The sequence below is a fragment of the Streptomyces sp. SudanB52_2052 genome (assembly GCF_964272415.1).
Classification (GTDB): domain Bacteria; phylum Actinomycetota; class Actinomycetes; order Streptomycetales; family Streptomycetaceae; genus Streptomyces; species Streptomyces olindensis.
In genome coordinates this window covers 5,040,265-5,064,299 of record NZ_OZ186796.1, presented here as the reverse complement: position 1 = coordinate 5,064,299, position 24,035 = coordinate 5,040,265, and the positions used below count along the sequence as shown (strand labels likewise).

The following is a 24,035-nucleotide window of genomic DNA, read 5'->3' as shown; positions in this document are numbered from 1 at the left end:
ACGAGTGCGCCACTCCCAGCGCCGGGGCGGGACGGAGCGGACCGGGGGACCGCGTCGACGTCCTTCATCCATTCTGCGGGATGGCGGAGATACGCACGCTACCCTTCCGCCCCACGTCGCGTACACCGACGGTTCTGTTCGCCGTCGGCCCGGTCGTGGCCCGCCCCGCCCCGGACAGTCACCCCACAGGCCCTATACAAGCGGTAATGGCACTAGCCACAGCCTTATCGGGGCACTATGACGTCGTGGCAGCCGCGAAGACGCCCCAGGGCGCCACCGGGACCGGTGGGCCGAAAGGGCTCAAGGGAAGCAGCCGACCGAGCGGACCGGGCCGCGTGGGCGGCTCCCTCCGCGCGGTCGGCCGTGCTCTGCACTTCCCGGTGACCGGCACCGCCCGCGGCATCCGCAAGGCGACCCACGCGCACGGCGCCGGCGAGTCCGGCCTCGGCAAGCTGATCGAGCTGCACGGCGTGAACGGCGCCGGCGACGTGATGATCACCGTCGCCCTCGCCTCGACCGTCTTCTTCTCCGTACCGACCGACGAGGCCCGCGGGCGCGTCGCGCTGTACCTCGCCATCACGATGGCGCCCTTCACCCTCCTCGCGCCGGTGATCGGCCCCCTCCTCGACCGCATCCCGCACGGCCGCCGGGCGGCGATGGCCGGGGCGATGCTGGCCCGGGCGCTGCTCGCGATCGTGCTGTCCGGCGCGGTCGTCACCGGCAGCATCGAGCTGTACCCGGCCGCGCTCGGCGTCCTGGTCGCGTCGAAGGCGTACGGCGTGGTCAGAAGCGCGGTCGTGCCCCGGCTGCTGCCGCCCGGCTTCTCCCTGGTGAAGGCCAACTCGCGGGTCACCCTCGGCGGCCTCCTCGCCACCGGCATCGCCGCGCCCATCGGGGCCGGGCTCCAGCAGATCGGGCCGCGCTGGCCGCTCTACGGCGCCTTCCTGATCTTCGTGGCCGGGACGATCCTGTCGTTCACGCTGCCGCCGAAGGTCGACTCCGCCAAGGGCGAGGACCGGGCGCTGCTCGCGGCGGACGAGCAGCACCTGCACGGGCCGCACCGCAAGCCGGTCAAGCGCCCGGGGCTGCGCACGGTCGGCCCGGCCGTCACCCACGCCCTGGCCGTCAACGCTTCCATCCGCTGCCTCACCGGCTTCCTGATCTTCTTCCTGGCCTTCCTGCTGCGCGAGCACCCGATCTCCGGGCAGAGCGCCGCCGTGTCCCTGGGGATAGTGGGCGTCTGCGCGGGCGCGGGCAACGCCCTCGGTACGGCGGTCGGGGCGTGGCTGCGCTCCCGGGCGCCGGAGATCATCATCGTGACGGTCGTGGCGTGCGTGCTGGGCGCGGCGATCACGGCCGCGGTGTTCTTCGGCGCGGTCCTGGTGGCCGGTCTGGCCGCGATCGCCGGCTTCGCGCAGGCCCTGGCCAAGCTGTCCCTGGACGCGCTGATCCAGCGGGACGTGCCCGAACTGGTCCGCACCTCGGCCTTCGCCCGCTCCGAGACGCTGCTGCAGATGTCCTGGGTGCTGGGCGGCGCGATCGGCATCGTCATGCCGCTCAACGGCACGCTCGGCCTCGCGGTGGGCGCCACGATCGTCGGCACGGGCTGGCTGACGACCGTCCGGGGGCTGATCGGCTCGGCCCGGCGCGGGGGTGCGGGGCGGCCGCGAGTGGCGTAACGCGAGGGGCACGTCCCACCCCAGGTGGGGAGAGGGCTCGACACGCCCGATAGCCTTCGCCCATGAACACGTTGCAATCCGCTGTGCGACGCCGCCGCGCCGTCGCCGCCGCCGGCGTCGTTTCCGCCGGACTGCTCGTCCTGTCGGCCTGTGACAAGCCGACGGCGATGGCCACGGTCACCGTGGGCAGCTCCTCGGTGAACTCCGAGGCCACCTGTGGCGGCGATGGCAAGACCCTGAAGTCCGCCGACCTGACCCAGTGCCTGAAGGACAAGGGCATCAAGAGCATCTCCGTCGACCCCGACGAGACCGTCCGCTTCGGCGTCGACCCGGAGATCGCCGACAACGGCTGGACGATCCTGATGAACGGTCAGCCGCTGACCGACTCCAGCACGAAGACGTACCGCACGATCCCGGGCAGCGTGTTCTTCAACGCCCAGTACGGTGCGCAGGGCAACTCGACGCTGGTGTCCATCAAGGAGGGCGAGAAGGACACGTCGGGGCTCTGGAACTTCAAGCTCGAGAAGGACGCCTGATCGCTGCCGCTGGGCTTGGCCGGGTGCTGGTGGCCACCGCGGTCCCTGTGGAGAGGGACGCGGTGGCCAGGGCGTTGCCGCACGGCGGCAGCGGCAGCGGGGTCGATGTGATCACTGTGGGTGTCGGGCCCGGGCTTGCCGGTGCTTCCACCGGTTCCGTGCTCACCGCCGCCGCCCTCCAGGGCAGCCCCTACGACCTCGTCGTCTCCGCCGGGATCGGGGGCGGGTTCCAGCCCGACGCGCCCGTGGGGGCCCTCGTCGTCGCCGACGAGATCGTCGCGGCCGATCTGGGGGCGGAGACCGAGGACGGGTTCCTCTCCGTCACCGAGCTGGGGTTCGGGAGTGTCCGACACCGGCCGCCCGGGGAGCTCGTGCGGCGGGTCGCCGAGGCGACCGGGGCCCGTACCGGCGCCGTGCTCACCGTGTCCACCGTGACCGGGACGGCCGCCCGGGCCGCGGCCCTGCGCGAGCGGCACCCGACCGCCCTCGCCGAGGCCATGGAGGGGTTCGGGGTCGCCGAGGCCGCCGTCGCGCAGGGCGTGCCCGTGCTGGAGATCCGGGCGGTCTCCAATCCCGTCGGGCCGAGGGACCGTGCCGCCTGGCGCATCCCGGACGCCCTGGCGGTCCTGACCGAGGGTTTCGGGAAGCTCGTGCCCGTACTGGTGGGTTGGAACCGGCATGACCGTTGAGCAGCTCAAGATCGCGTACTCCCCCTGCCCGAACGACACCTTCGTCTTCGACGCCCTGGCCCACGGCCGCGTCCCCGGCGCCCCCGAGCTCGACGTGACCTTCGCCGACATCGACGTCACCAACGGCATGGCCGAGCGCGGCGAGTTCGACGTGCTGAAGGTGTCGTACGCCGTGCTGCCCTACGTCCTCGACCAGTACGCCCTGCTGCCCTGCGGCGGCGCGCTGGGGCGGGGCTGCGGGCCGCTGGTGCTGACGCGGGAGGCGGACGTCGACCTCACGGGGCGGACCGTCGCCGTGCCGAGTGAGAAGTCGACCGCGTACCTGCTGTTCCGGCTGTGGGCCGCGGACACCCTGGACGGCGGGGTCGGCGAGATCGTCGTCATGCCGTTCCACGAGATCATGCCGGCCGTACGGGACGGGAAGGTCGACGCGGGGCTCGTGATCCACGAGGCGCGCTTCACGTACCGGAACTACGGGCTGCACAAGCTCGCCGACATGGGCGAGCACTGGGAGCACACCACCGGGCTGCCGATTCCGCTGGGCGCGATCATCGCCAAGCGGACGCTGGGCGAGCAGAAGCTGCGGCTCCTCGCCGACTCCGTCCGGACCTCCGTGCGCGCCGCCTGGGACGACCCCGAGGCGTCCCGCCCGTACGTCATGGAGCACGCCCAGGAGATGGACCCGGCCGTCGCCGACCAGCACATCGGGCTGTACGTCAACGAGTTCACCGCCGACCTCGGCGAGGACGGCTACGCGGCCGTGCGCGGGCTGCTGACGCGCGCGGCGGCCGAGGGGCTGGTGCCGCCCCTCGGCCCGAACGCGCTCGCGTTTCCCTGATCGGGTCCTTGAGCGGGCCCTCAAGCGGGTCCTTGAGCGGGCGTCACACGTCCAGCTGGTCGGCGACCGCGCGCAGCAGGCCGGCGATCTTCTTGCCGGCGGTCTTCTCGGGGTAGCGGCCCCGCTCCAGCATCGGGGTGATGTTCTCCAGGAGCGTCGTCAGGTCCTGGACGATGGAGGCCAGCTCGTCCGGCTTCTTGCGGGTCGCGGCGGCGACGGACGGGGTCGGGTCCAGGATCGTCAGGGACAGCGCCTGGTCGCCGCGCTGCCCGGCGACCACCCCGAACTCCACTCGCTGCCCCGGCTTGAGCGTCTCGACTCCGGCGGGGAGGACCGAGGAATGGACGAAGACGTCACCGCCGTCGTCGCGGGAGAGAAAGCCGAAGCCCTTCTCGCTGTTGAACCACTTGACCTTGCCGGTAGGCACGTCTGTCCTCGTCCTCGTACTCGTCGGAAAACTGCTTCTGAAACGGCTCTTGATAGCACTCGGGCGGGCCGTACGGACCCGCCGGTACCAAGGCTAATGGTCTTCAGGCCGGTGACAAGACGTCACCCGGTTGTTCCTTCGCGCTGGGAACTACCCTGGTCCGGTGCGTGACAAAACCCAAACGAATTCCGCCGCTCCCGGTGACCGCCTGGTCCGTGCCGGTGCCATCGTCTTCTTCATCGGCGCCGTGGCCACACTGGTCACGGTCGCCCCGCTGTTCCTCGGGACGACGCCCTTTCCGACGTACATGTTCGGATTGAGCATGCTCATGGCAGTCGGTTTCCTGATGGCCGGTGCGGGAGTGCTGCGTTCCGTGGCGGCCGGGCGCCGTCAGGCGCGTGCGGGGCGGTAGTCCGAAAGCCACCCGGGGAATTCGGTCAGATCGGTGAGGACGACGTCCGCGCCCGCCGCCCGCAGTTCCTCCTCGGGGCAGGGGCCGGTGGCCACCGCGACCGACAGCGCGCCGGCGACCCGGGCGCCCCGCACGTCGCCGACGTGGTCGCCGACGTAGACACCCGCGTCGTGCTCGCGCAGCGCCTCCGCCTTCTGCTCGGCCCACAGGTCGCCGATGACCGCGTCGGGCTCGATGCCGAGGTGGGCGAGGTGCAGCTTGGCGTTGGGCTCGTACTTGGCGGTGACGACGATCGCGCGCCCCCCGGCCTCCCGTACGGCCGCGATGGCCTCCCGGGCGCCGGGCAGCGCCGGGGTCTCGGCGATCGCGATCGTCGGGTAGATCTCCCGGTACACGTCCGCCACCGTCGCGACCTCCTCGGCCGGGAACCAGTTGATCAGCTCCTCGGCCAGCGGCGGCCCGAGCCGCGTGACCGCCAGATCGGCGTCGATGTAGGTCCCCGTCCGCTCGGACAGCGCCTGGTAGCAGGCGCGGATGCCGGGGCGGGAGTCGATCAGGGTCATGTCGAGATCGAAGCCGACGGTGAGTGCGCGCGAGGTCGTGGAGGCCATATGGGCCATTGTGCCCAGGCGGTGTGAACGGCAGGCATCCGCCTGTGATCGGCTAGCGGGAGCGCTGTGAGCGCCACACCAGGAACAGCGCGGAGGCCACCGCCGCTCCCCGCACCACCCACGGCCAGGTCTCCGCCACGGCGTCGTTCATGTGGCCCTCGGCGATGGGATCGCCCCAGCGGTCGTTCATCCGGCCCCACAGCCAGACCAGGCCCGCCACGACGGCCGTGCTGGGCAGGATCACCACCGCCCACTTCGTCTCCGCCGGGGTCAGCCGACGGGACGCGTAGGCGATGAGCCAGCCCAGGAGCAGCACGAACCAGTTGCCGAGCACCGCGCCGGCGACGAGGAGCCCGGCGGCGACGAGGAGGAGCGGGTTGCTCCAGCCACTCGCGGGCAGGCGGGGGAGCCGGCGGCGCTTCCCGGGCGCGGCGGCCTCCTCCGCCGCCTCGACGGCCGGAGCCGGTTCCTCGGCCGTCTGCCTCTCCTTCTCCGCCTTCCGCTGCGGCGGCGGCTTCAGCAGGTCCGGCAGCTCGACCCCGCCCACGAAGCCCGGCACCTCGTCGGCCGCGCCGAACGGGCTGCTGTCCACCCGCCACCAGTCCGGCTGGACGGCGCTGTCCCCGAGTTCATGAGCGGCGGCCAGGTGCGGCGGGGCGGCACCCTCGGAGGCGGCGGGGCGCGGCTCCTCGGCGGGCCGGGCCGGGCGGGGCCGGGGCACGACGCGCCGCAGGACACCCTTAGCCCGCTCGCCCCGCTCCTCCGGCTCTCGGTCGGGCTGCACCGGGAGGGAAGCGGGGGCGGCACCCCGCGGCTCGCCGCCCGTGCCGGATCCCGTGGATCCAGTGCCGTCCGCTGCCGCGGCCACGACCTCGTCGGGGCTACCGAGGCGGGTCAGGATGCGGCGGACGGCGGCGGGCGAGTCGACGGTGGCCTTCGCGCGGCGCCGGTCGATCTCGTTCCGCAGGTCCGCGACCAGGCGCATGCGGGTGGCCGACGACAACTGCCGCTGCTGAGCCACGTCGCCGACGCGGCTCAGATACTCGTAAACGACCTGGTCGCTCTCGATCCCCACGAAGTCCCCTCCGGGGCGGGTGCCTTGGGAAGCCCGTCGGACGACGGTACCGCGAGCACCGACAGTGCCGCCAAAAGCCCGTCGTACACAGTCGGCTCACCCGCCGGGGGCGACCCGCTACCGTTGGCCGGATGAGCACCGAGGACACGCCTTCGGCCCCCCGCTCCCTCGCGGAAGCGCTCCGCGCCCGGGGCGACGCCGCGCTGGGCGCTCTGCTGCGCAGCCGACCGGATCTCATCACGCCCGTGCCCACCGACCTCACCCAGCTCGCGACCCGCGCCGGCACCCGTGCCTCGGTCGTGCGCGCCCTGGAGCGGCTGGACCGGTTCACGCTGCAGACGGCGGAGGCGCTGGCCGTGGCGGCGGACCCGGCGACGTACGAGGAACTGCTCGGGCTCATGGCCGGGGACGCGGGCGACCCGGCCGTCACCGCCGCCCTGCCGCACGCCCTGGACGTCCTGCGCGAGCAGGCCCTGGTCTGGGGCGGTGACGACCGGCTGCGGCTGGTCCGCACGGCCCGTGAGCTGCTGGCGCCCTCGCCGCAGCACCCGTCGCCGACGGGGCTCGGGCCCACCGTGCAGGAGGCCACGGCCGGGATGTCGCCGGGGCGCATCCAGGAGATCGTCACGGCCGCCGGACTGCCCTCGACCCATGACTCGGTCTCCGCGGTGACCGCCCTGACCGGCCTGTTCACGGACCGGGCGCGGATGGCGGCGCTGCTCGCCGACGCCCCCGCCGAGTCCCGCGAGGTCCTGGAGCGCCTGGTGTGGGGGCCGCCGTACGGCCAGGTCACGCCGGATCCGGCGCCCCGGCTGCGCTGGCTGCTGGACCGCGGACTGCTGCTGCCGACGGCCCCGGGGACGGTCGTACTGCCGCGCGAGGTCGCCCTGCATCTGCGGCGGGGTCTCGCACACCGGACGCCCGAGCCGGTGCCGCCGGTGGTCGAGGCGGCCGCCGCGCATCACCCACAGGTTGTGGACAGCACCGCGGCCGGGCAGGCGTACACCGCGCTCGCCACCGTCGAGGAGCTGCTGAAGGACTGGGACGAGGGCGGTCCTGCGGTGCTGCGGGCCGGCGGGCTGAGCGTGCGGGACCTGAAGCGGACCGCCGTCGCCCTGGACGTGCCGGAACCGGTCGCCGCGTTCTGGGTGGAGCTGGCGTACGCGGCGGGCCTGATCGCCTCCGACGGTGAGGCCGACGAGCGGTACGCGGCGACCCCCGCCTACGACGAGTGGCTGGAGCGGCCCCCCGCCGAGCGCTGGTCGCGGCTGGCCACGGCGTGGCTGGCGGCGACCCGCACGGCCGGGCTGGTCGGCGGCCGGGACGCGAAGGACCGCACGCTGTCGGCGCTCGGGCCGGGCCTGGACCGCTCGGCTGCGCCGGAGGTGCGGCACCGGGTGCTGGCGCTGCTGGCCGCCCTGCCGGAGGGGGCCGCGCCGGCTCCCGAGTCGGTGCTGGCCCGGCTGCGCTGGGAGCGCCCCCTGCGCGGCGCCCGGCAGCAGGAGGACGACCTGCGCACGCGCCTCGCCCGGTGGGCGCTGTCCGAGGCGGAGCTGCTGGGCGTCACGGGCCGGGGCGCGCTCTCGGCCCACGGCCGGGCGCTGCTGGGCGCGGCGGCGGCACCCGCGAAGGGCCCGGCGGCGGAGCCGTCCGGTGCGTCCGGGCCGTCCGGTGTGTCCGGGCCATCCGGTGCGTCCGGGCCATCCGGTGCGTCCGGGCCATCCAGTGCCTCCGGTCCGTCCGGTCCGGGGGACAAGCTGCCCGTCCACCACCACCGCACCGCCCCGCTCACGCCCCTCTCCCCCGCCGAGCAGGCCGTCGCCTCCGCCGCCGCGGCCCGGCTCCTCACGCCGCTGCTGCCCGAGCCGCTGGACCACGTGCTGCTCCAGGCCGACCTGACGGCGGTGGCGCCGGGTCCCCTGCGGCGCCCGCTCGCCGACATGCTGGGCGTGCTCGCGGACGTCGAGTCCAAGGGCGGGGCCACCGTCTACCGGTTCACGCCCGGCTCGGTGCGGCGCGCCCTCGACGCCGGGCAGACCGCCTCCGACCTGCACGCCTTCCTCGCCGCGCACTCCCGTACGCCGGTGCCGCAGCCGCTCGCGTACCTCATCGACGACGTGGCCCGCCGCCACGGCCACCTGCGCGTCGGCGCGGCCTCGGCCTACGTCCGCTGCGACGACGACGCGGTACTCAACGAGATCCTCGCCGACAAGCGGGCCGCCGCCCTGGGCCTGCGCCGGCTCGCCCCGACCGTGCTGGCCGCGCAGACCGACCCCGCGGGGCTGCTGGAGGGGCTGCGGGCGATGGGGTTCGCGCCGGCGGCCGAGTCCGCCGAGGGCGATGTGCTGATCACCCGCGCCCTCGCCCACCGCACCCCGGCGCGCTCCGCGCCCGAGCCGGTGCCGGACGGCCCGCCGGTCCCCGACGACACCCTGCTCGCCGCTGCACTGCGCGCCATCCGGGCCGGCGACCTGGCCTCCACGACCCCGCGCAAGCCCGGCACGGCCCCGGCGGCCGACGGCGAGCTGCCCCGCACCGCTTCCGCCGAGACCCTCGCCACCGTGCAGGCCGCCGTCCTGACCGGCGAGGCCCTGTGGATCGGCTACGTCAACGCCGAGGGCGCCGCCAGCCAGCGGGTCATCGCCCCGATCCGCGTCGAGGGCGGTTTCGTCACGGCGTACGACCACACCGCGGACGAGGTCCGCACGTACCCGCTGCACCGGATCACCGGGGTCGCGGAGCTCGCCGACGACGCGGGCTGAGCACCGGGCCGGGGGCTCGGGCGGCTTCTCACCCGTTCGGGTGCACACCGGCGTTCATGCACGCCACGCCGGGGATTTCCCACGCTCGGGCGACCTTGCCGGGCGTGTCGCATCACGCCGGGTGCCCGGGGGCAGCCACCGGGTGTCCCTGTGAACGCTGTCGAAAGGAACTCCCCGCATGCACGCTGTTCGTCGAGTCGCCGCCGTCCTGGCCGCCGCCGCCCTGATGACGTTCGGGGGGCTGGCCACTCCGGCCGCCGCGGTGAGCATCGATGTCGCCGGCCTCGTCCTGGAGACACCGCAGATCTGATCGCCTCCGCGCCCATCGGGCCGGCCCCGGCGTCTGTGGGCCGGCCCACGGTGCGGCGGCACCTCGTCTCTCCGTCCGCGTCTCTCCCTCCGTCTCCGCGTCCGCGAACGTCCGAGAAAGGCCGTGCCGTCCGCATGCGTGAAAAGCTGCCCGCCGTCGCCCTGTCCGCCGTCGCCCTCGTGGGCGCGCTCGCGCCCTCCGCCGCCGCGGCCCCGGCACTGCCGCTGCCTCTGCCGGCCGCCGGCACCGAGCCCCTGGTCTCCGAGGCGATCGGCATCGAGGGCCCGCTGATCCAGAACGTCAGTCTGCCCACGCTGAAGTAGCGCGCCGCGTCCGGTAGCTGTCCCCGTCCAGCCGCACGACCTCGGCGTGGTGGGCCAGGCGGTCCGCCAGCGCCGGGGCGGACGCGCCGAAGACCTCGTCCCAGCGGCCGAGCGGGCGGTCGCTGGTCACGATCAGCGAGGCCCGCTCGTAGCGGTGCGCGACCAGCTGGAAGAACAGACCGGCGGTGGCCGCGTCGAACGGCGTGTAGCCGACCTCGTCGACGATCAGCAGGGCGTGCTCGTCGAGAGCGGCCAGCTCCGCGTCGAGCCGGCCGGCGGCCCGGGCGTCGGACAGCCGGGCGGCCCAGTCGGCGGCGGTCGCGAACAGCACCCGGTGCCCGGCCTGGCAGGCCCGGACGCCGAGGGCGATGGCCAGGTGGGTCTTGCCGGTGCCGGGCGGGCCGACGAAGACGACGTTGCGCCGGGCGGCGACGAAGTCCGCCTTGCCGAGCCGGGCCACGGCCTCCCGGTCGAAGCCCCGGGGGTGCCGTTCGTCGAAGTCCTCCAGCAGCTTGCGGGCCGGGAAGCCGGCCGCCCGGATCCGTTCCTCGGCGTCGGCGTCGGGCTCCGGCCGCCGGGGGGCGGGGGGTGTGGCCGCCGGGGTCTCCCGCTCCGGCTGCCCGTGCCGCCGGTCGCCGGGTTCCGGCTCCGCCCGGGGGTGCCTGAGGGGCGTACGGTCGGCGTGCCCGCGGTCCGCGTGCGCGGCCATCGGACCCGACATGTAGGCGAGGATCGCCGCCGACGCGATGAACGCCATGTGGATCACCGTCCCCCACAGCAGGGCGTGGCGGGGGGTGTGGTGGACGTCCACGAACATCTGCAGCAGGTGGACGGAGGAGATGCCGACGATCGCCGTGGCGAGCTTGACCTTCAGCACGTTGGAGTTGACGTGCGAGAGCCATTCGGGCTGGTCGCGGTGGCCTTGGAGGCCGATGCGCGAGACGAACGTCTCGTAGCCGCCGACGATCACCATGATCAGCAGGTTGGCGATCATGACGACGTCGACCAGCTTGAGCACGGCGAGCATCACGTACGTCTCGGTGGCGTGCCCGCTCACGCACATGAGGATTAACGTCCACAGCTCCTTGAAGAACTTGTAGACGTAGACGCCCTGCGCTGCCACGAGCCCGAAGTACAGCGGGGCCTGGAGCCAGCGGGTGGCGAACAGGGCGTATCCGAGCGTGGTGGTGGTGGGGTTCCGCACGGTTGGCCATTCTTCGGGGTCACAGCGGAAAAACTGAATTCACACCACACGTTGGAATGAAAAGGCATTAAGTACGACCGGCTGCGCAGATCACACCACCGGAAGCGGTCGATCAGGCACACTGGACGTTTGGCCGAGCCGTCCGAGTCGTCCGGCCGCAGAAAGGGTGCCGCGCGTGAATGGTCCGCTGATCGTCCAGTCCGACAAGACCCTGCTCCTGGAAGTCGACCACGAGCAGGCCGACGACTGCCGTCGGGCCATCGCCCCGTTCGCGGAGCTGGAGCGGGCACCGGAGCACATCCACACCTACCGGGTGACCCCGCTGGGCCTGTGGAACGCCCGCGCGGCGGGCCACGACGCCGAGCAGGTCGTGGACGCGCTGGTGCAGTACAGCCGCTATCCGGTGCCGCACGCGCTGCTCGTCGACATCGCCGAGACGATGGACCGCTACGGGCGGCTGTCCCTGGTCAAGCACCCGGCGCACGGTCTGGTCCTGACGTCCACGGACCGCCCGGTGCTGGAGGAGGTGCTGCGCTCGAAGCGGATCGCGCCGCTGGTCGGCGCCCGGATCGACCCGGACACGGTCGCCGTGCACCCTTCCGAGCGCGGGCAGATCAAGCAGACCCTGCTGAAGCTGGGCTGGCCGGCCGAGGACCTCGCCGGGTACGTGGACGGCGAGGCGCACCCGATCGAGCTGGCGGAGGACGGCTGGGCGCTGCGGCCGTACCAGAAGCAGGCGGTGGAGAACTTCTGGCACGGCGGGTCGGGCGTCGTCGTCCTGCCCTGCGGCGCCGGGAAGACGCTGGTGGGCGCCGGGGCGATGGCGCAGGCGAAGTCCACCACCCTGATCCTCGTCACGAACACGGTCTCGGCCCGGCAGTGGAAGCACGAGCTGGTGCGGCGGACGTCGCTCACCGAGGACGAGATCGGCGAGTACAGCGGGACGCGCAAGGAGATCCGGCCCGTCACGATCGCCACGTACCAGGTGCTGACCACCCGGCGGAAGGGCGTCTACCCGCACCTGGAGCTGTTCGACTCGCGCGACTGGGGCCTGATCGTCTACGACGAGGTGCACCTGCTGCCCGCGCCGGTCTTCAAGTTCACCGCGGATCTGCAGGCGCGCCGCCGGCTCGGGCTCACCGCCACCCTGGTCCGCGAGGACGGCCGCGAGTCGGACGTGTTCTCCCTGATCGGGCCCAAGCGGTTCGACGCGCCGTGGAAGGAGATCGAGGCGCAGGGGTACATCGCGCCCGCCGACTGCGTCGAGGTCCGGGTCAACCTCACCGACTCCGAGCGGCTCGCGTACGCCACGGCCGAGACGGAGGAGAAGTACCGCTTCTGCGCGACGACGGACACCAAGCGGAAGGTCACGGAGGCGATCGTCCGCCGCTTCGCCGGGCAGCAGATCCTCGTGATCGGCCAGTACATCGACCAGCTCGACGAACTGGGTGAGCACCTGGGCGCGCCCGTGATCAAGGGCGAGACGTCGAACGCGCAGCGGGAGAAGCTCTTCGACGCCTTCCGGGAGGGCGAGATCAGCGTGCTCGTGGTGTCGAAGGTCGCGAACTTCTCGATCGACCTGCCGGAGGCGACGGTCGCCATCCAGGTCTCGGGCACCTTCGGCTCCCGGCAGGAGGAGGCCCAGCGCCTCGGCCGGGTGCTGCGGCCCAAGTCGGACGGCCACCAGGCCCACTTCTACTCGGTGGTCGCCCGCGACACCATCGACCAGGACTTCGCCGCCCACCGGCAGCGCTTCCTGGCGGAGCAGGGGTACGCGTACCGGATCGTGGACGCGGACGAGCTGCTGACGGAGAGCTGACGCGGCAGGGCCGGTCACCGGTGGCGCCGGACCACGCCCACTTCTTCTTCGTACTGGCCGAGGATGATCACGTCGAAGGCGGCGCCCGCGAAGACCTTGACGGCGCGCAGGGCATCGCCGAGGAGGTGGCGGTGGTGGCTGCCGGCCACGGCGGTGGCGCCGGGCGGGCGGCCCGGTGCCGGGGCGGGGTGGATGGTTGCTGCGCTCATGTCTCCATGGTGCGTTTCGCCCCGTAAGACCCGCGTCGGTCTCGGGGCCGAACCTCGCAGGGGGCCGCGTACGCCCCCGGGCTGACCCGTGCCCCTCGGGGAGGAGGGCGGCGTCCCCTAGGGGATGAGGAAAACCGTTCGCGCCCGCCGTCCCCGCTCCTCTAAGATCTCCGCTCTTGCCCGCCTCCCTCCACGGAGTGCCGCCGACCGGACGGAAACCGGCCGGCATCTCACCGCCATCTCCTCAGCTGGTTCCTTCCGGAGGCACCCTCGTGTCCACGCCCGTCGACGACCCCCTGTCCCGTGAGCGCTCCCACCTCGCCGCGTCCCGGTCCGCCCTGCGGGCGATGCGCGAGGACGTCGAGGCCCTCGACATCAGCGACGTCACCGCGAACTGGGTCAACGCCGAAGTCCTCGCCCGCCAGATCGACGAGCGCATCAAGGCCCTGGCCGACCTGAGCGACACCCCGCTGTTCTTCGGCCGGCTCGACTACCTGCACGCGCCGGGCAGCGAACAGGCCGAGGGGGCGCGGGGAGAACGCTTCTACATCGGGCGGCGGCATGTGCACGACGCCGACGGCGACCCGATGGTCATCGACTGGCGCGCCCCGGTCTCCCAGCCGTTCTACCGGGCGTCCAAGAAGGACCCGATGGACGTCGCGCTGCGCCGCCGGTTCGGCTACACCCGCGGCGACATCACGGCGTACGAGGACGAGCACCTCTCCGACCCCGCCGAGGCGGCCCGGACCAGCAAGCTGCTCCAGCAGGAGATCGAGCGTCCGCGCGTCGGACCGATGCGGGACATCGTCGCGACGATCCAGCCCGAGCAGGACGAGATCGTGCGGTCCGGTCTCTCCGGCACGGTGTGCGTGCAGGGCGGCCCGGGCACCGGGAAGACCGCCGTCGGCCTGCACCGGGTCGCCTACCTCCTCTACGCCCACCGCGAGCGCCTCGCCCGCACGGGCACGCTGGTCATCGGCCCGAACCGGTCCTTCCTGCACTACATCGAGCAAGTGCTGCCCGCGCTCGGCGAGTTGACCGTCCAGCAGGCCACGGTCGAGGACCTGGTGGCACACGTCGAGATCAAGGGCACGGACGAGGCGACGGCCGCGGTCGTCAAGGGCGACGCCCGCATGGCCCGGGTGCTGCGCGGGGCCCTTTACTCCCACGTCACGATGCCCACGGAGCCGGTCGTCGTCGTGCGCGGCTCCCGCCGCTGGCGTGTCCCGGCGTACGAACTGGAGGACATCGTCCGCGAGTTGCTCGACCGCGACATCCGCTACGGCGCCGCCCGCGAGGCCCTGCCACAGCGGATCGCGCACGCGGTGCTGGTGCAGATGGAACGCTCGGGCGAGGCGCCGGACGACCGGGTGCAGGACGCGGTGGCCCGCAACAGCGCGGTGAAGGCGGCGGTCAAGCAGACCTGGCCGGCCGTCGACCCGGCGAAGCTGGTGCTGCGCCTGCTGTCGGACGCGGAATTCCTCGCCGCGCACGCGGAGGGGATCCTCGACGAGGACGAGCAGAAGGCGATCCTCTGGGCGAAGCCGGCGCGCAGCGTGAAGTCGGCGAAGTGGTCGGCCGCCGACGCCGTCCTGGTCGACGAGGCCACCGACCTGATCCAGCGCACCCACTCCCTGGGGCACGTCGTCCTCGACGAGGCGCAGGACCTCTCCCCCATGCAGTACCGGGCGGTGGGCCGCCGCTGCACCACCGGCAGCGCGACGGTCCTCGGCGACCTGGCGCAGGGCACGACGCCGTGGGCGACGCGCAGTTGGGAGGAGGCGCTCGCCCACCTCGGCAAGCGGGACGCGGTGGTCGAGGAGCTGACGGCCGGTTTCCGCGTGCCGACGGACGTCATCACGTACGCCTCCCGCCTGCTGCCCCACATCGCCCCGGGCCTCACGCCCGTCGTGTCGATCCGCGAGAACCCCGGCCACTTCGAGGTCCGCGAGGTCTCCGGAGCCGCCGACGTGGTCGCCGCCTGCCGCGAGTCGCTGCGCCACGAGGGCTCGACGGGTCTCATCGCGGCGGACGCGCGGGTCCCCGAGCTGGCCAAGGCCCTGACCGACGCCGGGATCCCGTACCTCGGTCCCGGCGAGGAGACCACCCAGGACACCCGCCTGACCCTGGTCCCCGCGTCGCTGGCGAAGGGCCTGGAGTACGACTACGTGGTCCTGGACGAGCCCAGCGCGGTGGTCGACGGCGAACCGGACGAACGGACGGGCCTGCGCCGCCTGTACGTGGCGCTCACGCGAGCGGTGTCAGGCCTGACGGTGACACACGCGGCACCCTTGCCGGACCAACTCACTGCTTAGCTGCGGGCAGTCGTGCCGAGCACCCCTCAAGCCCCGTCCACCACAGCCCGCCACACCGCAACCGCCTCCGCCGACACCGGCTCGTCCCATCCCCCCGGCCGAGCTGCCCCACCGATGTGAAACCCGTCGACCCCGGCCTTCAACAGCACCGGCACGTGATCGAGCCGCAGCCCACCCCCGACCAGCAACTGCTGCCCGTACCCCGGCTCCCCGGCCCGCCCGGCCTCCGCGAGCAGGACGGGCAGCCCGCCGTCGACCCCGTCCGCCGACCCGGCCGTCAGGTACGTGTCCAGTCCCGGCATACCGTCCAGCTGCTTGCGCAGGGCGTCCCGGTCGGCGGCCCGGTCGATGGCCCGGTGGAAGGTCCAGGGGCAGCCGTCCAGCACCGCGACGACCCGCTCCACGGCTGCCAGATCCGGCGCGCCCCCTTCGTCGAGGAACCCGAGCACGAACTCCTCGGCCCCGGCCTCCCGCAGCTCACCGGCCACCCGCACCAGCCGCTCGACGTCCCCCGCGGCGAATCCGGCGGCCGGCCGGATCATCACCCGCAGCGCGAGGTCCACGGCACGACGGATCCCGGCGACGGTGGCGGCCGACGGGGTGAGCCCGTCGGCCGCCATGTCGGTGACCAGTTCGAGGCGATCCGCGCCTCCCGCCTGCGCGGCGACCGCGTCCTCGACCCCGAGGGCGATCACCTCCAGGACTGCACGCTTGCTCATGGGGCCCCTTCGTCGGCATGGCGTCGGCGTTCGGCGACAGGTCTAGTCCAATCAAAGACTACGCTGCCCACTCCCGCCGGCTCCCAAGCCCCCGGGGCCACGCCCTCACCCGAAGATGTTCAGCTCCTCGGCCTCCACCCCGGCCAGCTCGAACGCGGGCGCGCCGTCGACCGGCCGTCCCGTGCACAGCCGGATCAGGGTCGGCCCGTCCCCGATGAAGCGCCCCGGGGGCCGCTCCCCGCCGCTCTCACCCAGCCGCAGCGGCTCGTCCCGGTCGTCGAGGTCGGCGTGCAGCGGCACGCGCCCCCGCTCGCGGGTGATCCGGGCGAGCAGGTCGAGCGCGTCCGGCAGCCCGGCCCCGCCGTACGCCCCCGGCTCCCCGAAGGCCTCGCGCACGTCCCCGGCGTGCACCCACTCCCCCAGGGCGAGCCCGTCCAGCTTCCCGTCGGCCCGGGCGATCACCGCCCCGGCCTCGGTCATCCCGCGCTCCAGTTCGTCGATGACCTGCGCGTTGCTCCAGCCGTCCCGTTCGGCGATGTCCCGGTCGTTCGACTCGGGCGAGAACACGCCCGGCTCGAACCGGTTCTCCACCACGCGGGTGAGCGCGGCCGAGCAGTGCGCCAGTACCGACCGCACCGTCCAGCCCGGACACGCGGCGACCGGCAGCGCGAAGTCGTCGTCGGCCCTGCCCCGCAGCAGCGGGATCAGCGCGTCACGCTCGATCGTGAGCAGCCGCCCGGGCTGCTCGGGGTCCCGTACGTCGTGCACATCAGCAGGAGTCGTCATACACCCCACGCTAGGTGCGACACACCCGTCGGCGGGAGAATGACCCCATGGCCGATCTCGACACCCTGCGCACCCGCTTCGCCCGTGCCCTGGAAGCGGCCCGGGGACCGGCCGGCGGCCCGGACCCCACGCCGTACGCCGACAACCTGCTCACCCGCTGGCGGGAGCCGCAGCGCCGCTACCACACGGTCGCCCACCTCGCGGCGGTCCTGGACCGCGTCGACGTGCTGGAGGAGTACGCGCGGGACCCGGACGTGGTCCGTCTGGCCGCCTGGTTCCACGACGCGGTCTACCTGCCCGACCGCTCCGAGAACGAGGAACGCTCGGCCCGCCTCGCCGAACGCGCCCTCCCGGAGGCCGGCGTCCCGGCCGCCAAGACCGCCGAGGTGGCCCGCCTGGTCCGCCTCACCATCGGCCACGACCCCGCCGACGACGACCCCGACGGCCAGGTGCTGTGCGACGCCGACCTGGCGGTCCTGGCCTCGCCGCCGTCGGCGTACGCCGCCTACACCGCCGCCGTCCGCGAGGAGTACCACTTCGTCCCGAACGACGCCTTCCGCGCCGGGCGGGCCGCGATCCTGCGCCGGCTCCTCGCCCTGCCGAGGCTCTTCAGGACGCCGTACGGGGCGGCCGAGTGGGAGGCGACGGCCCGCTACAACCTGCGCTCGGAACTGGAGCTGCTGGAGGATTCTCCCTCCGACGCCCCCTTGGCGCCCTAGGGTTGGCCCCACCACGCCACAGGGGAGGGGAGCACGATGGACGACACCAGCGAGCCCGAGGTCATCGAGCCGAGCCTGCCGTTCTGGGTCACCGTCACCGAGGAAGGCGACGACGACTCGATGGGCATGTTCGGCCGGGGCGGCGGTGAACCGGCCCTGCGGTCCGTCCCGCTCGGTCCCCTGCGCAAGAACCTCACCGAGACCATCGACGCCCTCCAGCAGCTCTTCGAGGACGCCGCGGCCCGGGGCGGCACCCTGCCGCTCGCCGAGGCCCAGCTGTCCTTCCAGGTCACGGCGAGCGGCGGCATCCAGCTGGTCGGCACAGGCCAGATGCAGGGCACCCGCGGCCTGACCCTGGTCTTCAAACGCCCCTGAGAACGGCGCTGAAAACGGCGTCGAGAACGGCATTGAGAACAGCGTTCATCCCGGGACGCAACAGCCGCCCCGTGAACTAAAGTTGTCGGACGAACGGCCGAGGGTCAGGGGGACGGCATGAGCGGCAACGCGGCGAACCGGAGCAGGACGGCGACGACGGCCGCGGGAGCCGAGCCGGTCCGCCCCGTCTGACCCCGCCGCGCATGCCCCAGCACAAGGCCCTGCTCATCGGAGCGAGCGAGTACGACGACCCGCGCATCCAGGACCTGCCGTTCGTCCGCGACGACCTGCAGCGGGTCCGGGACGCGCTGGTCGAGCGCGGGTTCCAGTCCGCGGACATCGTAGAGAGCAAGCGCGGCATCACACCGAACACCGTCAACGCCCGCATCCGCGGCTTCCTGCGCGACGCCGGCCAGGGCGACACCCTGCTGGTCCTGCTCAGCGGGCACGGCCAGCACTTCGAGGGCAAGGACTTCCTGATCCCGGAGGACGCCACCTTCGACGTCGGCGTCTTCGCCGACAGCTGTATCGAGATCGGCTGGGAACGCGAGCTGGAGGACTCCCCGGCGAGCCACGTCGTCTTCCTCGTCGACGCCTGCCGCGAGGGCGTCGACCGCGACACCATGGCGGCCCCGCCCGGCGTGCAGCCCTGGGCCCGGCGCAAGGTCGCCAACGCGCTGCGCCGCAAGGTGGCGTACGTGTACGCCTGCACGGCGCCCCAACTCGCCCTGTTCGTCGGCGAGAAGGAGACCGCCCGGCCGGGCTGCGAACCCGGCACGCAGCCGGGCGAGTCGTTCAGCCTGTTCTCCCGCGCCCTCGCGGACACGATCGCGGCGGACCCGCACGCCCTGCGCCTGCACGAGTTCGCGGCGCGGATCCAGACCCGCGTCGAGGAACTGCACCGCGCCTACGGCAAGACCCGCCCCGTGCAGCGGGTCACCGTCGTCACGGAGACCGCCGCCGCCCCGGGCGGCGAGGACTTCCCGCTGCTGCCCGGCCCCGACCGTCGCACCGAGGCCCACCCGTGGATCCGCTCCACGGAACGGCACCCCATCTGGCAGCGCACCCCCGACGGCCCCGCCCGCCACCTGCTCCAGGAGACCTGCGCCACCCTGGCGGCCCGCCTGGCCACGGCGTACGACAGCGCGGCGCCCGCCCTGCGCGACGACCCGTGGCACGACGCCGAACTGGCCCAGCGCACCCACGCCCGGCTGGGCTTCCTCACCCGGCTGCTCGCCGACGGCGTCCACCTCTCCCCCTCCGAGGCCGCGCTGGCGGTCCTGCTGCCCCTGGTCGAGCAGACCTTCTGGGCGCAGGAGGCCGCGCAGCGCGTCGGCGTCCTCGGCACGGACCTGTGCGCCGGCGGGCCCGACCACAGCCGCTTCCGCAAGTTCGGGCAGGGCTTCCCGCGCCTGAAGCGGCGGCTGCTCACCCTGCACGACAAGACGGCGGCGCGCGGTTCGGTGGAGCGGATCCGCTGGTGGCTGTTCCACCGCTGGCTGATCCAGCAGCCGGAGCTGTACGCGGCGGAGGCGCTCAAGTCCCTCCTCGGCGAGGTGACGAGCGGCTCCGACCAGCCGCCGTGGGTGGCCGACGCGCTCGCCGCGGACCGCCTGATGCGGCTGCTGAAGGAACACCGCACGGCCCCCTTCTCGGTACGCCGGACCGCCACCCGCCTCTCCGGCGCCGCGTCCCACGAGGACCACGACGTCATCGCCGCCACCACGGGCGACGAGCACGAGTTGCGCACGCCCTTGGTCTCCGCCCTGCTCAAGGCGGCCTACGCCATGGCCGTGGACCCCGTCGACCTGCCCGAGATCGTCGTGGAGCACATCGGCATCTACGACAGTGTCGACCTCGGCGAGCTCATGATCACCGTGCGCCGCTCCGACTGGCGCCACTCCGGTGTGGGCCGCTCCCTGAACGCGGTGTGCACCCACCCGGCCGTCCAGATCGCCCTGCGGGAGCACGCCACCCGCGTCGACACCCTCCTCCGCGAGATCAACCGCGGCGACAACCCGGCCCTGGCGCCGCTCGGCGCGCTGCCGCCGTACGCCGACGGCAGCCGGGTGCGCCTCGACGGCAACACGCCCGACCAGCTCTCCGACGGGATCCGCTTCCAGCTCGCCGAGGACCGCGTCCAGGAACTCCTCATGGGCGAACAGCTCTACGGCGACCGGGAGCTGGCCGTCCGCGAGCTGTACCAGAACGCGCTGGACGCCCTGCGCTACCGGGACTGCCGCACGCAGTACCTCGAGCGCACGGGCCGGCCGACGGCCCCCTGGGAGGGCCGGATCGAGTTCGTCCAGGGGGTCGGCTCCGACGGTCGCCCCTACCTGGAGTGCCGCGACAACGGCATCGGCATGGGCATCACCGAACTCGGCAGCGTCTTCTCCCAGGGCGGCACGCGCTTCGTCGACCTGCCCGAGTACATCGAGGAACAGGTCGCCTGGAGCGAACTCCCGGAGCCGAAGCTCCGCCTGTACCCCAACTCCCGTTTCGGCATCGGCGTCCTCAGCTACTTCATGCTCGCCGACGAGATCGTCGTCCGCACCTGCCGCATGTCCCGCGACGGCCGCCCCGGCCGCCTCCTCCAGGTGACGATCGCGGGGCCGGGGAACCTGTTCCGGGTCGAGGATCTGGGGGAGGGCACGGAGCCGGGGACGACGGTCCGGCTGCTCCTCTCCCGCCAGGGCAAACACGTGTCGTGCGTGGACGCGCTGCAGCGGTTGCTGTGGGTGGCGCCGTATCAAACTTCGGCGGTGCAGGGGGCTCGAGGGCATGAGTGGGTGCCGGGCGAGTTGTCCCGTACGGCCCTTGAGATCGAGCTCTCGAGACGGAAACCGGGCCCTCGCGTCAAGGCCCCTGTCTGTCTGCCGTCCGGATCACCCGACCTTTGGTGGATCGACAGTCCAGGCATCGTCCTGTCCGACGGCCTGTTGACGGAGTCCGAAGCCGTGTTCCGCGCGGTGGAACAGTTCCCTCACGGCATCATCCTGAATCTGCACGGTGAGCATGCGCCGGTACTCACCGTCGACCGGAAGAAGGTGCGTTCCTTCGCCCGCGATCACGTGAGGGCTGTCGTCGCCGCCGCGGCACCCAGTCTGACCCGCCCGGACCTTCCCCTACCGACCTTTCGCTGGCTTACGCATGTCAGCTCGGCCTCGATGTGGTTCGGCGATCTCGTGGCCCGGCACGTCCAGCTGGCCGGGCTTACGTGGCAGATCAGCGACACCTCAGTGCCCGTGAACGAAGTCGGCTACTTCCTCCCCGACAGCGACCTGATCTCCTTGGTGACCGGCAGCTACGCATCCGAAACGCTCGGGCTCCGCGCTGCCCGTTTCCTCGGCACCATGCCGCCGAATGTGCTGCGTTGGCGCCTGCGGGCGCTGTACCGCGCGGGTCTCGGAGGCCCGGTGTCACTGCCGGCATCGTGCCCGTCCGACGAGTTGTGCGCCCGGCCTTCCGACATGTTGCTGCTCACCGCAGGTCAGAACAGGCGTTGGGACATGGCGTACCGGGACTGGCTGTCGAGGCAGCACGAGCAGCATCCCGCGTTGCTCCTCAGTTTGCTCTTCGACTGGCGCGACCCCACCCGGCCGCTCAGCGCCGGGGAGGTCCTCACCCTGAGCCTCAGGGCGGAGCGCCCGCCCTCGGAAGTCGCCGACCGGCTCACCGCCCTGGGATACGAGGTCGATCCATTGGCCGGCTGTGCCGCCGACCACGAGGACCTGCCGCTGCTACGGCCGTTGGGCGACCCGGAGGGCTGGCTGGCTCCAGGCTCGGTGCTTTCGGGGACCCAGGTCTGTGTCAGTGCCGCGAACCGCGCCTGGTCCACTGCCCGAGCCGCGCGGCGTCTGCGGGAACTGGGCTTCACCGTGCCGGAGGATCCGCCGACACGGGAGCACTGGACCGACGAGGAGCGAGCCATCCTCAGGAGCCTGTGGTCGTCATGCGCCGTGGCGCCGCCCCCGGAAGCGGCTCTGAGGATCTCCCGCGCCCAGTTGGTCTCGGTGGCCCACGAGACGGATACGACGGTGTTGCGCATCGGGGAGTTCCTGTCCGAGCTGGGCTTCCGGCTGCCTCCGGACGCCGCGGATGGCCCTGAACTCACGGAGGACGACCGGTCGCTCCTGCTGTACAACTCCGAGCGCCCTTGGGTGGATCAGGAGGTTTCACTCTTCTACGTGACGGCTGTGGCACGCCATCTCCACCAGCCCGTCAGATCCATCGCGGCACGACTGGAGGAACTCGGCTACGCGGTAGCGCCTGTTCCCGACGATGAAGGGCAGTTGCCCTCGCCTACTGACACCGCTCTCGTCAGTGAGAGTGGTGTGCTGCGCACGGCCGGTCCGGTGGGCCTGCTCGACGTTGCCTACGGGGCACGGCAGACGGGTATCCCACTGCCCGAGGCGATCTCCGTACTCGCCAAGTGGGGCTACCGCTGCTCGGTCACAGCGGAAGCCGTTTCCTCAGCCCTGGGCATCGACAGCACGCTGTTCAGGCACCGCCCGTTCGCCGACCCCGCCACCTACGGCCCGGTGTCCCTTGGCGCCCTGAAGGCTGTGGGCAGTCGGGCAAGGGCCCTCACCGACTTCGGCTATGACGTCGTCGCCGTGTCGGAGGCCGACGTCAGAGAACTCCGCTTGGAAGGGATCCTGCTCAACAACCTCGCCGACGGGAAAGCCCCCGCCTTCACCCCCCGCCCCGACGACCCCCCACTCACCCTCGTAACCCTGGCCGTCGTAGCCATGTCCGCCGCGAAAACCCTCCGCGAGACCGCTCTCAAAGCCACCGAACTCGGTATGCGGCACGAGGTCGAGGACTGGTTCCCGGTGCCCGAAAACCCGTCGCCCTGATCCGGTGGCGCCCGTAGCCTGCCCACCATGTGGACAACGGGTGCGGAACAGGTGGAGCAGGCCGTCGACGAGTGCGTCGGGCTGCTGGGGACGGTCACCGAGCGGGACTGGGAAGGGACCCGGGCCGGGCGGCTGGAGTGGAGTTGCCGGGAGGCAGCCCTGCACATCGCCGAGGATCTCATCGCGTACGCGGGGCAGCTAGCGGGCCGGGAGCCCGAGGGGTACACGCCGTTCGAGCTGTCCCTGGAGGAGGGCACCGACAGCGCGGGCGCGCTCCGCGTGATCCGCGCGATGGGGGCGTTGCTCGCCGCCGCGATCCGGACCGCCCCGCGCGAGGTCCGGGCCTTCCACCCGTACCCGTTCCGCAGCGCGAACCGCGAGGGCTTCGCCGCCATGGGCGTGGCCGAGGTGCTGCTGCACACCCACGACATCGCCGAGGGGCTGGGCGTGGCGTACGAACCGGACCCCGCGCTGTGCGACTTCGTGCTCACCCGGATCTTCCCGCACGTCCAGCCGGGGCCCACACCGTGGCGGACCCTGCTGTGGGCCACGGGGCGCGGCGAGCTGCCCGGCCGCGCGCCTGTCACCACGTGGCGCTGGAGCAACAACCTGGTGATCGAGACCGACCGGCTCACCCTTGAGGGCGTCACCCCGGCGGCGGCCACCGACCTGTCCACGGTCGGCGACGGCGGCTTCGCGTGGCTGGAGGGCGGCCCGGTCGAGGGCACCCGCGTCGGCGCGGGGCTGGTGTACAAGCAGTACGAGGACGGCGTCCACCGGCCGGAGTGGGGCATGTACGTGCTGGTCCGCCGCGAGGACGGCCGCGCGCTCGGCGCCATGGGTTTCCACGGCGTCCCGGACGGGGCGGGGCGGGTCGAGGTCGGGTACGACCTCGTCGAGGCGGCCCGCGGCCACGGCTACGCCACCGAGGCACTGCGGGCGCTGTCGGCCTGGGCGCTGGGCAGGGACGAGGTGCGCACCGTCGTCGCGAACGTCGAGCGGGACAACCTGCCCTCGCAGAACGTCCTGGCGCGGGCCGGGTTCACGCGGGTCGCCGAGGACCCCGAGCACCTGACCTACGAACTGGGCGCGTCCGGCGCCCGGTAACGCCCCTTCGGCCTCCGCAACCCCGCCGCATACAGCAGCCGCACCACCTCGCGGCTGCTGACCTCCACCGCCCCGGCCGCCACCACCTCCGCGTAGCGCTGCGCGGGGATGTCGTAGTGGTCGCGTTCGAAGGCGCGGCGGGGCACGCCCAGGCGCGCGGCGAAGGTGTGGAGTTCGTCGTAGGAGACGTCGCTGACCAGGTGGGACCACATGCGGCCGTGGCCGGGCCAGGTCGGCGGGTCGATGTAGATCGTCACCGGG

General features: G+C 72.9%; 22 protein-coding genes. 14 read left to right on the top strand and 8 right to left on the bottom strand.

What is annotated here, in order from left to right:
* Nucleotides 1–245 precede the first annotated feature (245 nt).
* The 4 genes from ACSUPV_RS22590 to ACSUPV_RS22575 all read left to right on the top strand — a co-directional run bounded on the left by ACSUPV_RS22590 (nucleotide 246) and on the right by ACSUPV_RS22575 (nucleotide 3,742).
* The gene (locus ACSUPV_RS22590) at nucleotides 246–1,679 is read left to right on the top strand and encodes an MFS transporter (protein WP_037759490.1); all 1,434 of its coding nucleotides are present in this window, start codon (nucleotides 246–248) and stop codon (nucleotides 1,677–1,679) included.
* Nucleotides 1,680–1,741: 62 nt separating this feature from the next.
* The gene (locus ACSUPV_RS22585; RefSeq protein ID WP_031113640.1) at nucleotides 1,742–2,215 is read left to right on the top strand and encodes a hypothetical protein; all 474 of its coding nucleotides are present in this window, start codon (nucleotides 1,742–1,744) and stop codon (nucleotides 2,213–2,215) included.
* Entirely contained in the window at nucleotides 2,185–2,904 is a 720-nt protein-coding gene (locus ACSUPV_RS22580) for a futalosine hydrolase (protein ID WP_436949927.1), read from the top strand. The genes ACSUPV_RS22585 and ACSUPV_RS22580 overlap by 31 nt, the downstream gene beginning before the upstream one ends.
* The gene (locus ACSUPV_RS22575; RefSeq protein WP_037759485.1) at nucleotides 2,894–3,742 is read left to right on the top strand and encodes a 1,4-dihydroxy-6-naphthoate synthase; all 849 of its coding nucleotides are present in this window, start codon (nucleotides 2,894–2,896) and stop codon (nucleotides 3,740–3,742) included. Before ACSUPV_RS22580 ends, ACSUPV_RS22575 begins: the two co-directional genes overlap by 11 nt.
* Nucleotides 3,743–3,785: 43 nt before the next feature.
* Here the strand turns inward: ACSUPV_RS22575 and ACSUPV_RS22570 are convergent, their stop codons facing one another.
* Nucleotides 3,786–4,169 (bottom strand): cold-shock protein, encoded by a 384-nt coding sequence (locus ACSUPV_RS22570; RefSeq protein WP_010035896.1) that lies wholly within the window; start codon nucleotides 4,167–4,169, stop codon nucleotides 3,786–3,788.
* 163 nt (nucleotides 4,170–4,332) lie between these two features.
* Here ACSUPV_RS22570 and ACSUPV_RS22565 point away from each other — a divergent pair, with 163 nt between their 5' ends.
* A complete protein-coding gene (locus tag ACSUPV_RS22565) occupies nucleotides 4,333–4,581 on the top strand; it encodes a hypothetical protein (RefSeq protein ID WP_010035898.1) in 249 nt (82 codons plus the stop codon).
* Here the strand turns inward: ACSUPV_RS22565 and ACSUPV_RS22560 are convergent.
* Both ACSUPV_RS22560 and ACSUPV_RS22555 read right to left on the bottom strand, forming a co-directional pair.
* Nucleotides 4,560–5,192: an HAD family hydrolase gene (locus tag ACSUPV_RS22560; protein ID WP_436948364.1), complete on the bottom strand. Its 633-nt coding sequence runs from the start codon at nucleotides 5,190–5,192 to the stop codon at nucleotides 4,560–4,562. The two genes, ACSUPV_RS22565 and ACSUPV_RS22560, sit on opposite strands and share 22 nt — an antisense overlap.
* A 52-nt stretch (nucleotides 5,193–5,244) precedes the next feature.
* A complete protein-coding gene (locus tag ACSUPV_RS22555; RefSeq protein ID WP_037759481.1) occupies nucleotides 5,245–6,267 on the bottom strand; it encodes a membrane protein in 1,023 nt (340 codons plus the stop codon).
* A 131-nt stretch (nucleotides 6,268–6,398) separates the two neighbouring features.
* Here ACSUPV_RS22555 and ACSUPV_RS22550 point away from each other — a divergent pair, with 131 nt between their 5' ends.
* The 3 genes from ACSUPV_RS22550 to ACSUPV_RS22540 all read left to right on the top strand — a co-directional run bounded on the left by ACSUPV_RS22550 (nucleotide 6,399) and on the right by ACSUPV_RS22540 (nucleotide 9,662).
* Nucleotides 6,399–9,029 (top strand): helicase-associated domain-containing protein, encoded by a 2,631-nt coding sequence (locus ACSUPV_RS22550; RefSeq protein WP_436948362.1) that lies wholly within the window; start codon nucleotides 6,399–6,401, stop codon nucleotides 9,027–9,029.
* Between the two features lie 178 nt (nucleotides 9,030–9,207).
* On the top strand, nucleotides 9,208–9,339 hold the full coding sequence (locus tag ACSUPV_RS22545) for a hypothetical protein (protein WP_436948360.1): 132 nt from the start codon (nucleotides 9,208–9,210) through the stop codon (nucleotides 9,337–9,339).
* Nucleotides 9,340–9,473: 134 nt separating this feature from the next.
* Nucleotides 9,474–9,662: a hypothetical protein gene (locus ACSUPV_RS22540; RefSeq protein WP_382613157.1), complete on the top strand. Its 189-nt coding sequence runs from the start codon at nucleotides 9,474–9,476 to the stop codon at nucleotides 9,660–9,662.
* On the opposite strand, the gene istB is transcribed toward ACSUPV_RS22540, so the two are convergent.
* Nucleotides 9,640–10,866, bottom strand: coding sequence for an IS21-like element helper ATPase IstB (gene istB, locus ACSUPV_RS22535; RefSeq protein ID WP_436948358.1), 1,227 nt, complete (start codon nucleotides 10,864–10,866; stop codon nucleotides 9,640–9,642). The two genes, ACSUPV_RS22540 and istB, sit on opposite strands and share 23 nt — an antisense overlap.
* Nucleotides 10,867–11,041: 175 nt before the next feature.
* On the opposite strand from istB, the gene ACSUPV_RS22530 reads away from it, so the two are divergent.
* Nucleotides 11,042–12,685, top strand: a complete 1,644-nt coding sequence (locus ACSUPV_RS22530; protein ID WP_031113656.1) for a DNA repair helicase XPB — start codon at nucleotides 11,042–11,044, stop codon at nucleotides 12,683–12,685.
* A gap of 14 nt (nucleotides 12,686–12,699) precedes the next feature.
* On the opposite strand, the gene ACSUPV_RS22525 is transcribed toward ACSUPV_RS22530, so the two are convergent.
* Entirely contained in the window at nucleotides 12,700–12,894 is a 195-nt protein-coding gene (locus tag ACSUPV_RS22525; RefSeq protein ID WP_031113658.1) for a hypothetical protein, read from the bottom strand.
* Between the two features lie 272 nt (nucleotides 12,895–13,166).
* Between ACSUPV_RS22525 and ACSUPV_RS22520 the strand changes: the two genes are divergently transcribed.
* Entirely contained in the window at nucleotides 13,167–15,209 is a 2,043-nt protein-coding gene (locus ACSUPV_RS22520; protein ID WP_436948355.1) for a HelD family protein, read from the top strand.
* A 26-nt stretch (nucleotides 15,210–15,235) separates the two neighbouring features.
* Here the strand turns inward: ACSUPV_RS22520 and ACSUPV_RS22515 are convergent, their stop codons facing one another.
* Complete coding sequence (locus tag ACSUPV_RS22515; protein WP_436948353.1) at nucleotides 15,236–15,928, bottom strand: copper homeostasis protein CutC; 693 nt, start codon at nucleotides 15,926–15,928, stop codon at nucleotides 15,236–15,238.
* A 105-nt stretch (nucleotides 15,929–16,033) separates the two neighbouring features.
* Nucleotides 16,034–16,714: a maleylpyruvate isomerase family mycothiol-dependent enzyme gene (locus ACSUPV_RS22510; protein ID WP_382613145.1), complete on the bottom strand. Its 681-nt coding sequence runs from the start codon at nucleotides 16,712–16,714 to the stop codon at nucleotides 16,034–16,036.
* Nucleotides 16,715–16,761: 47 nt separating this feature from the next.
* Here ACSUPV_RS22510 and ACSUPV_RS22505 point away from each other — a divergent pair, with 47 nt between their 5' ends.
* The 4 genes from ACSUPV_RS22505 (at nucleotide 16,762) to ACSUPV_RS22490 (ending at nucleotide 23,774) form a co-directional block, all read left to right on the top strand.
* Nucleotides 16,762–17,433 carry an HD domain-containing protein gene (locus tag ACSUPV_RS22505; protein WP_037759466.1) on the top strand — a complete coding sequence of 224 codons (672 nt, stop codon included), beginning with the start codon at nucleotides 16,762–16,764 and terminating at the stop codon, nucleotides 17,431–17,433.
* A gap of 36 nt (nucleotides 17,434–17,469) precedes the next feature.
* The gene (locus tag ACSUPV_RS22500; protein WP_031113665.1) at nucleotides 17,470–17,808 is read left to right on the top strand and encodes a Pepco domain-containing protein; all 339 of its coding nucleotides are present in this window, start codon (nucleotides 17,470–17,472) and stop codon (nucleotides 17,806–17,808) included.
* Between the two features lie 203 nt (nucleotides 17,809–18,011).
* Complete coding sequence (locus ACSUPV_RS22495) at nucleotides 18,012–22,667, top strand: HD domain-containing protein (RefSeq protein WP_436948350.1); 4,656 nt, start codon at nucleotides 18,012–18,014, stop codon at nucleotides 22,665–22,667.
* A 51-nt stretch (nucleotides 22,668–22,718) separates the two neighbouring features.
* Nucleotides 22,719–23,774: a GNAT family N-acetyltransferase gene (locus ACSUPV_RS22490; RefSeq protein ID WP_436949926.1), complete on the top strand. Its 1,056-nt coding sequence runs from the start codon at nucleotides 22,719–22,721 to the stop codon at nucleotides 23,772–23,774.
* On the opposite strand, the gene ACSUPV_RS22485 is transcribed toward ACSUPV_RS22490, so the two are convergent.
* Nucleotides 23,744–24,031 carry a DUF4031 domain-containing protein gene (locus tag ACSUPV_RS22485; RefSeq protein WP_031113668.1) on the bottom strand — a complete coding sequence of 96 codons (288 nt, stop codon included), beginning with the start codon at nucleotides 24,029–24,031 and terminating at the stop codon, nucleotides 23,744–23,746. The genes ACSUPV_RS22490 and ACSUPV_RS22485 overlap by 31 nt on opposite strands.
* Nucleotides 24,032–24,035 lie beyond the last annotated feature (4 nt).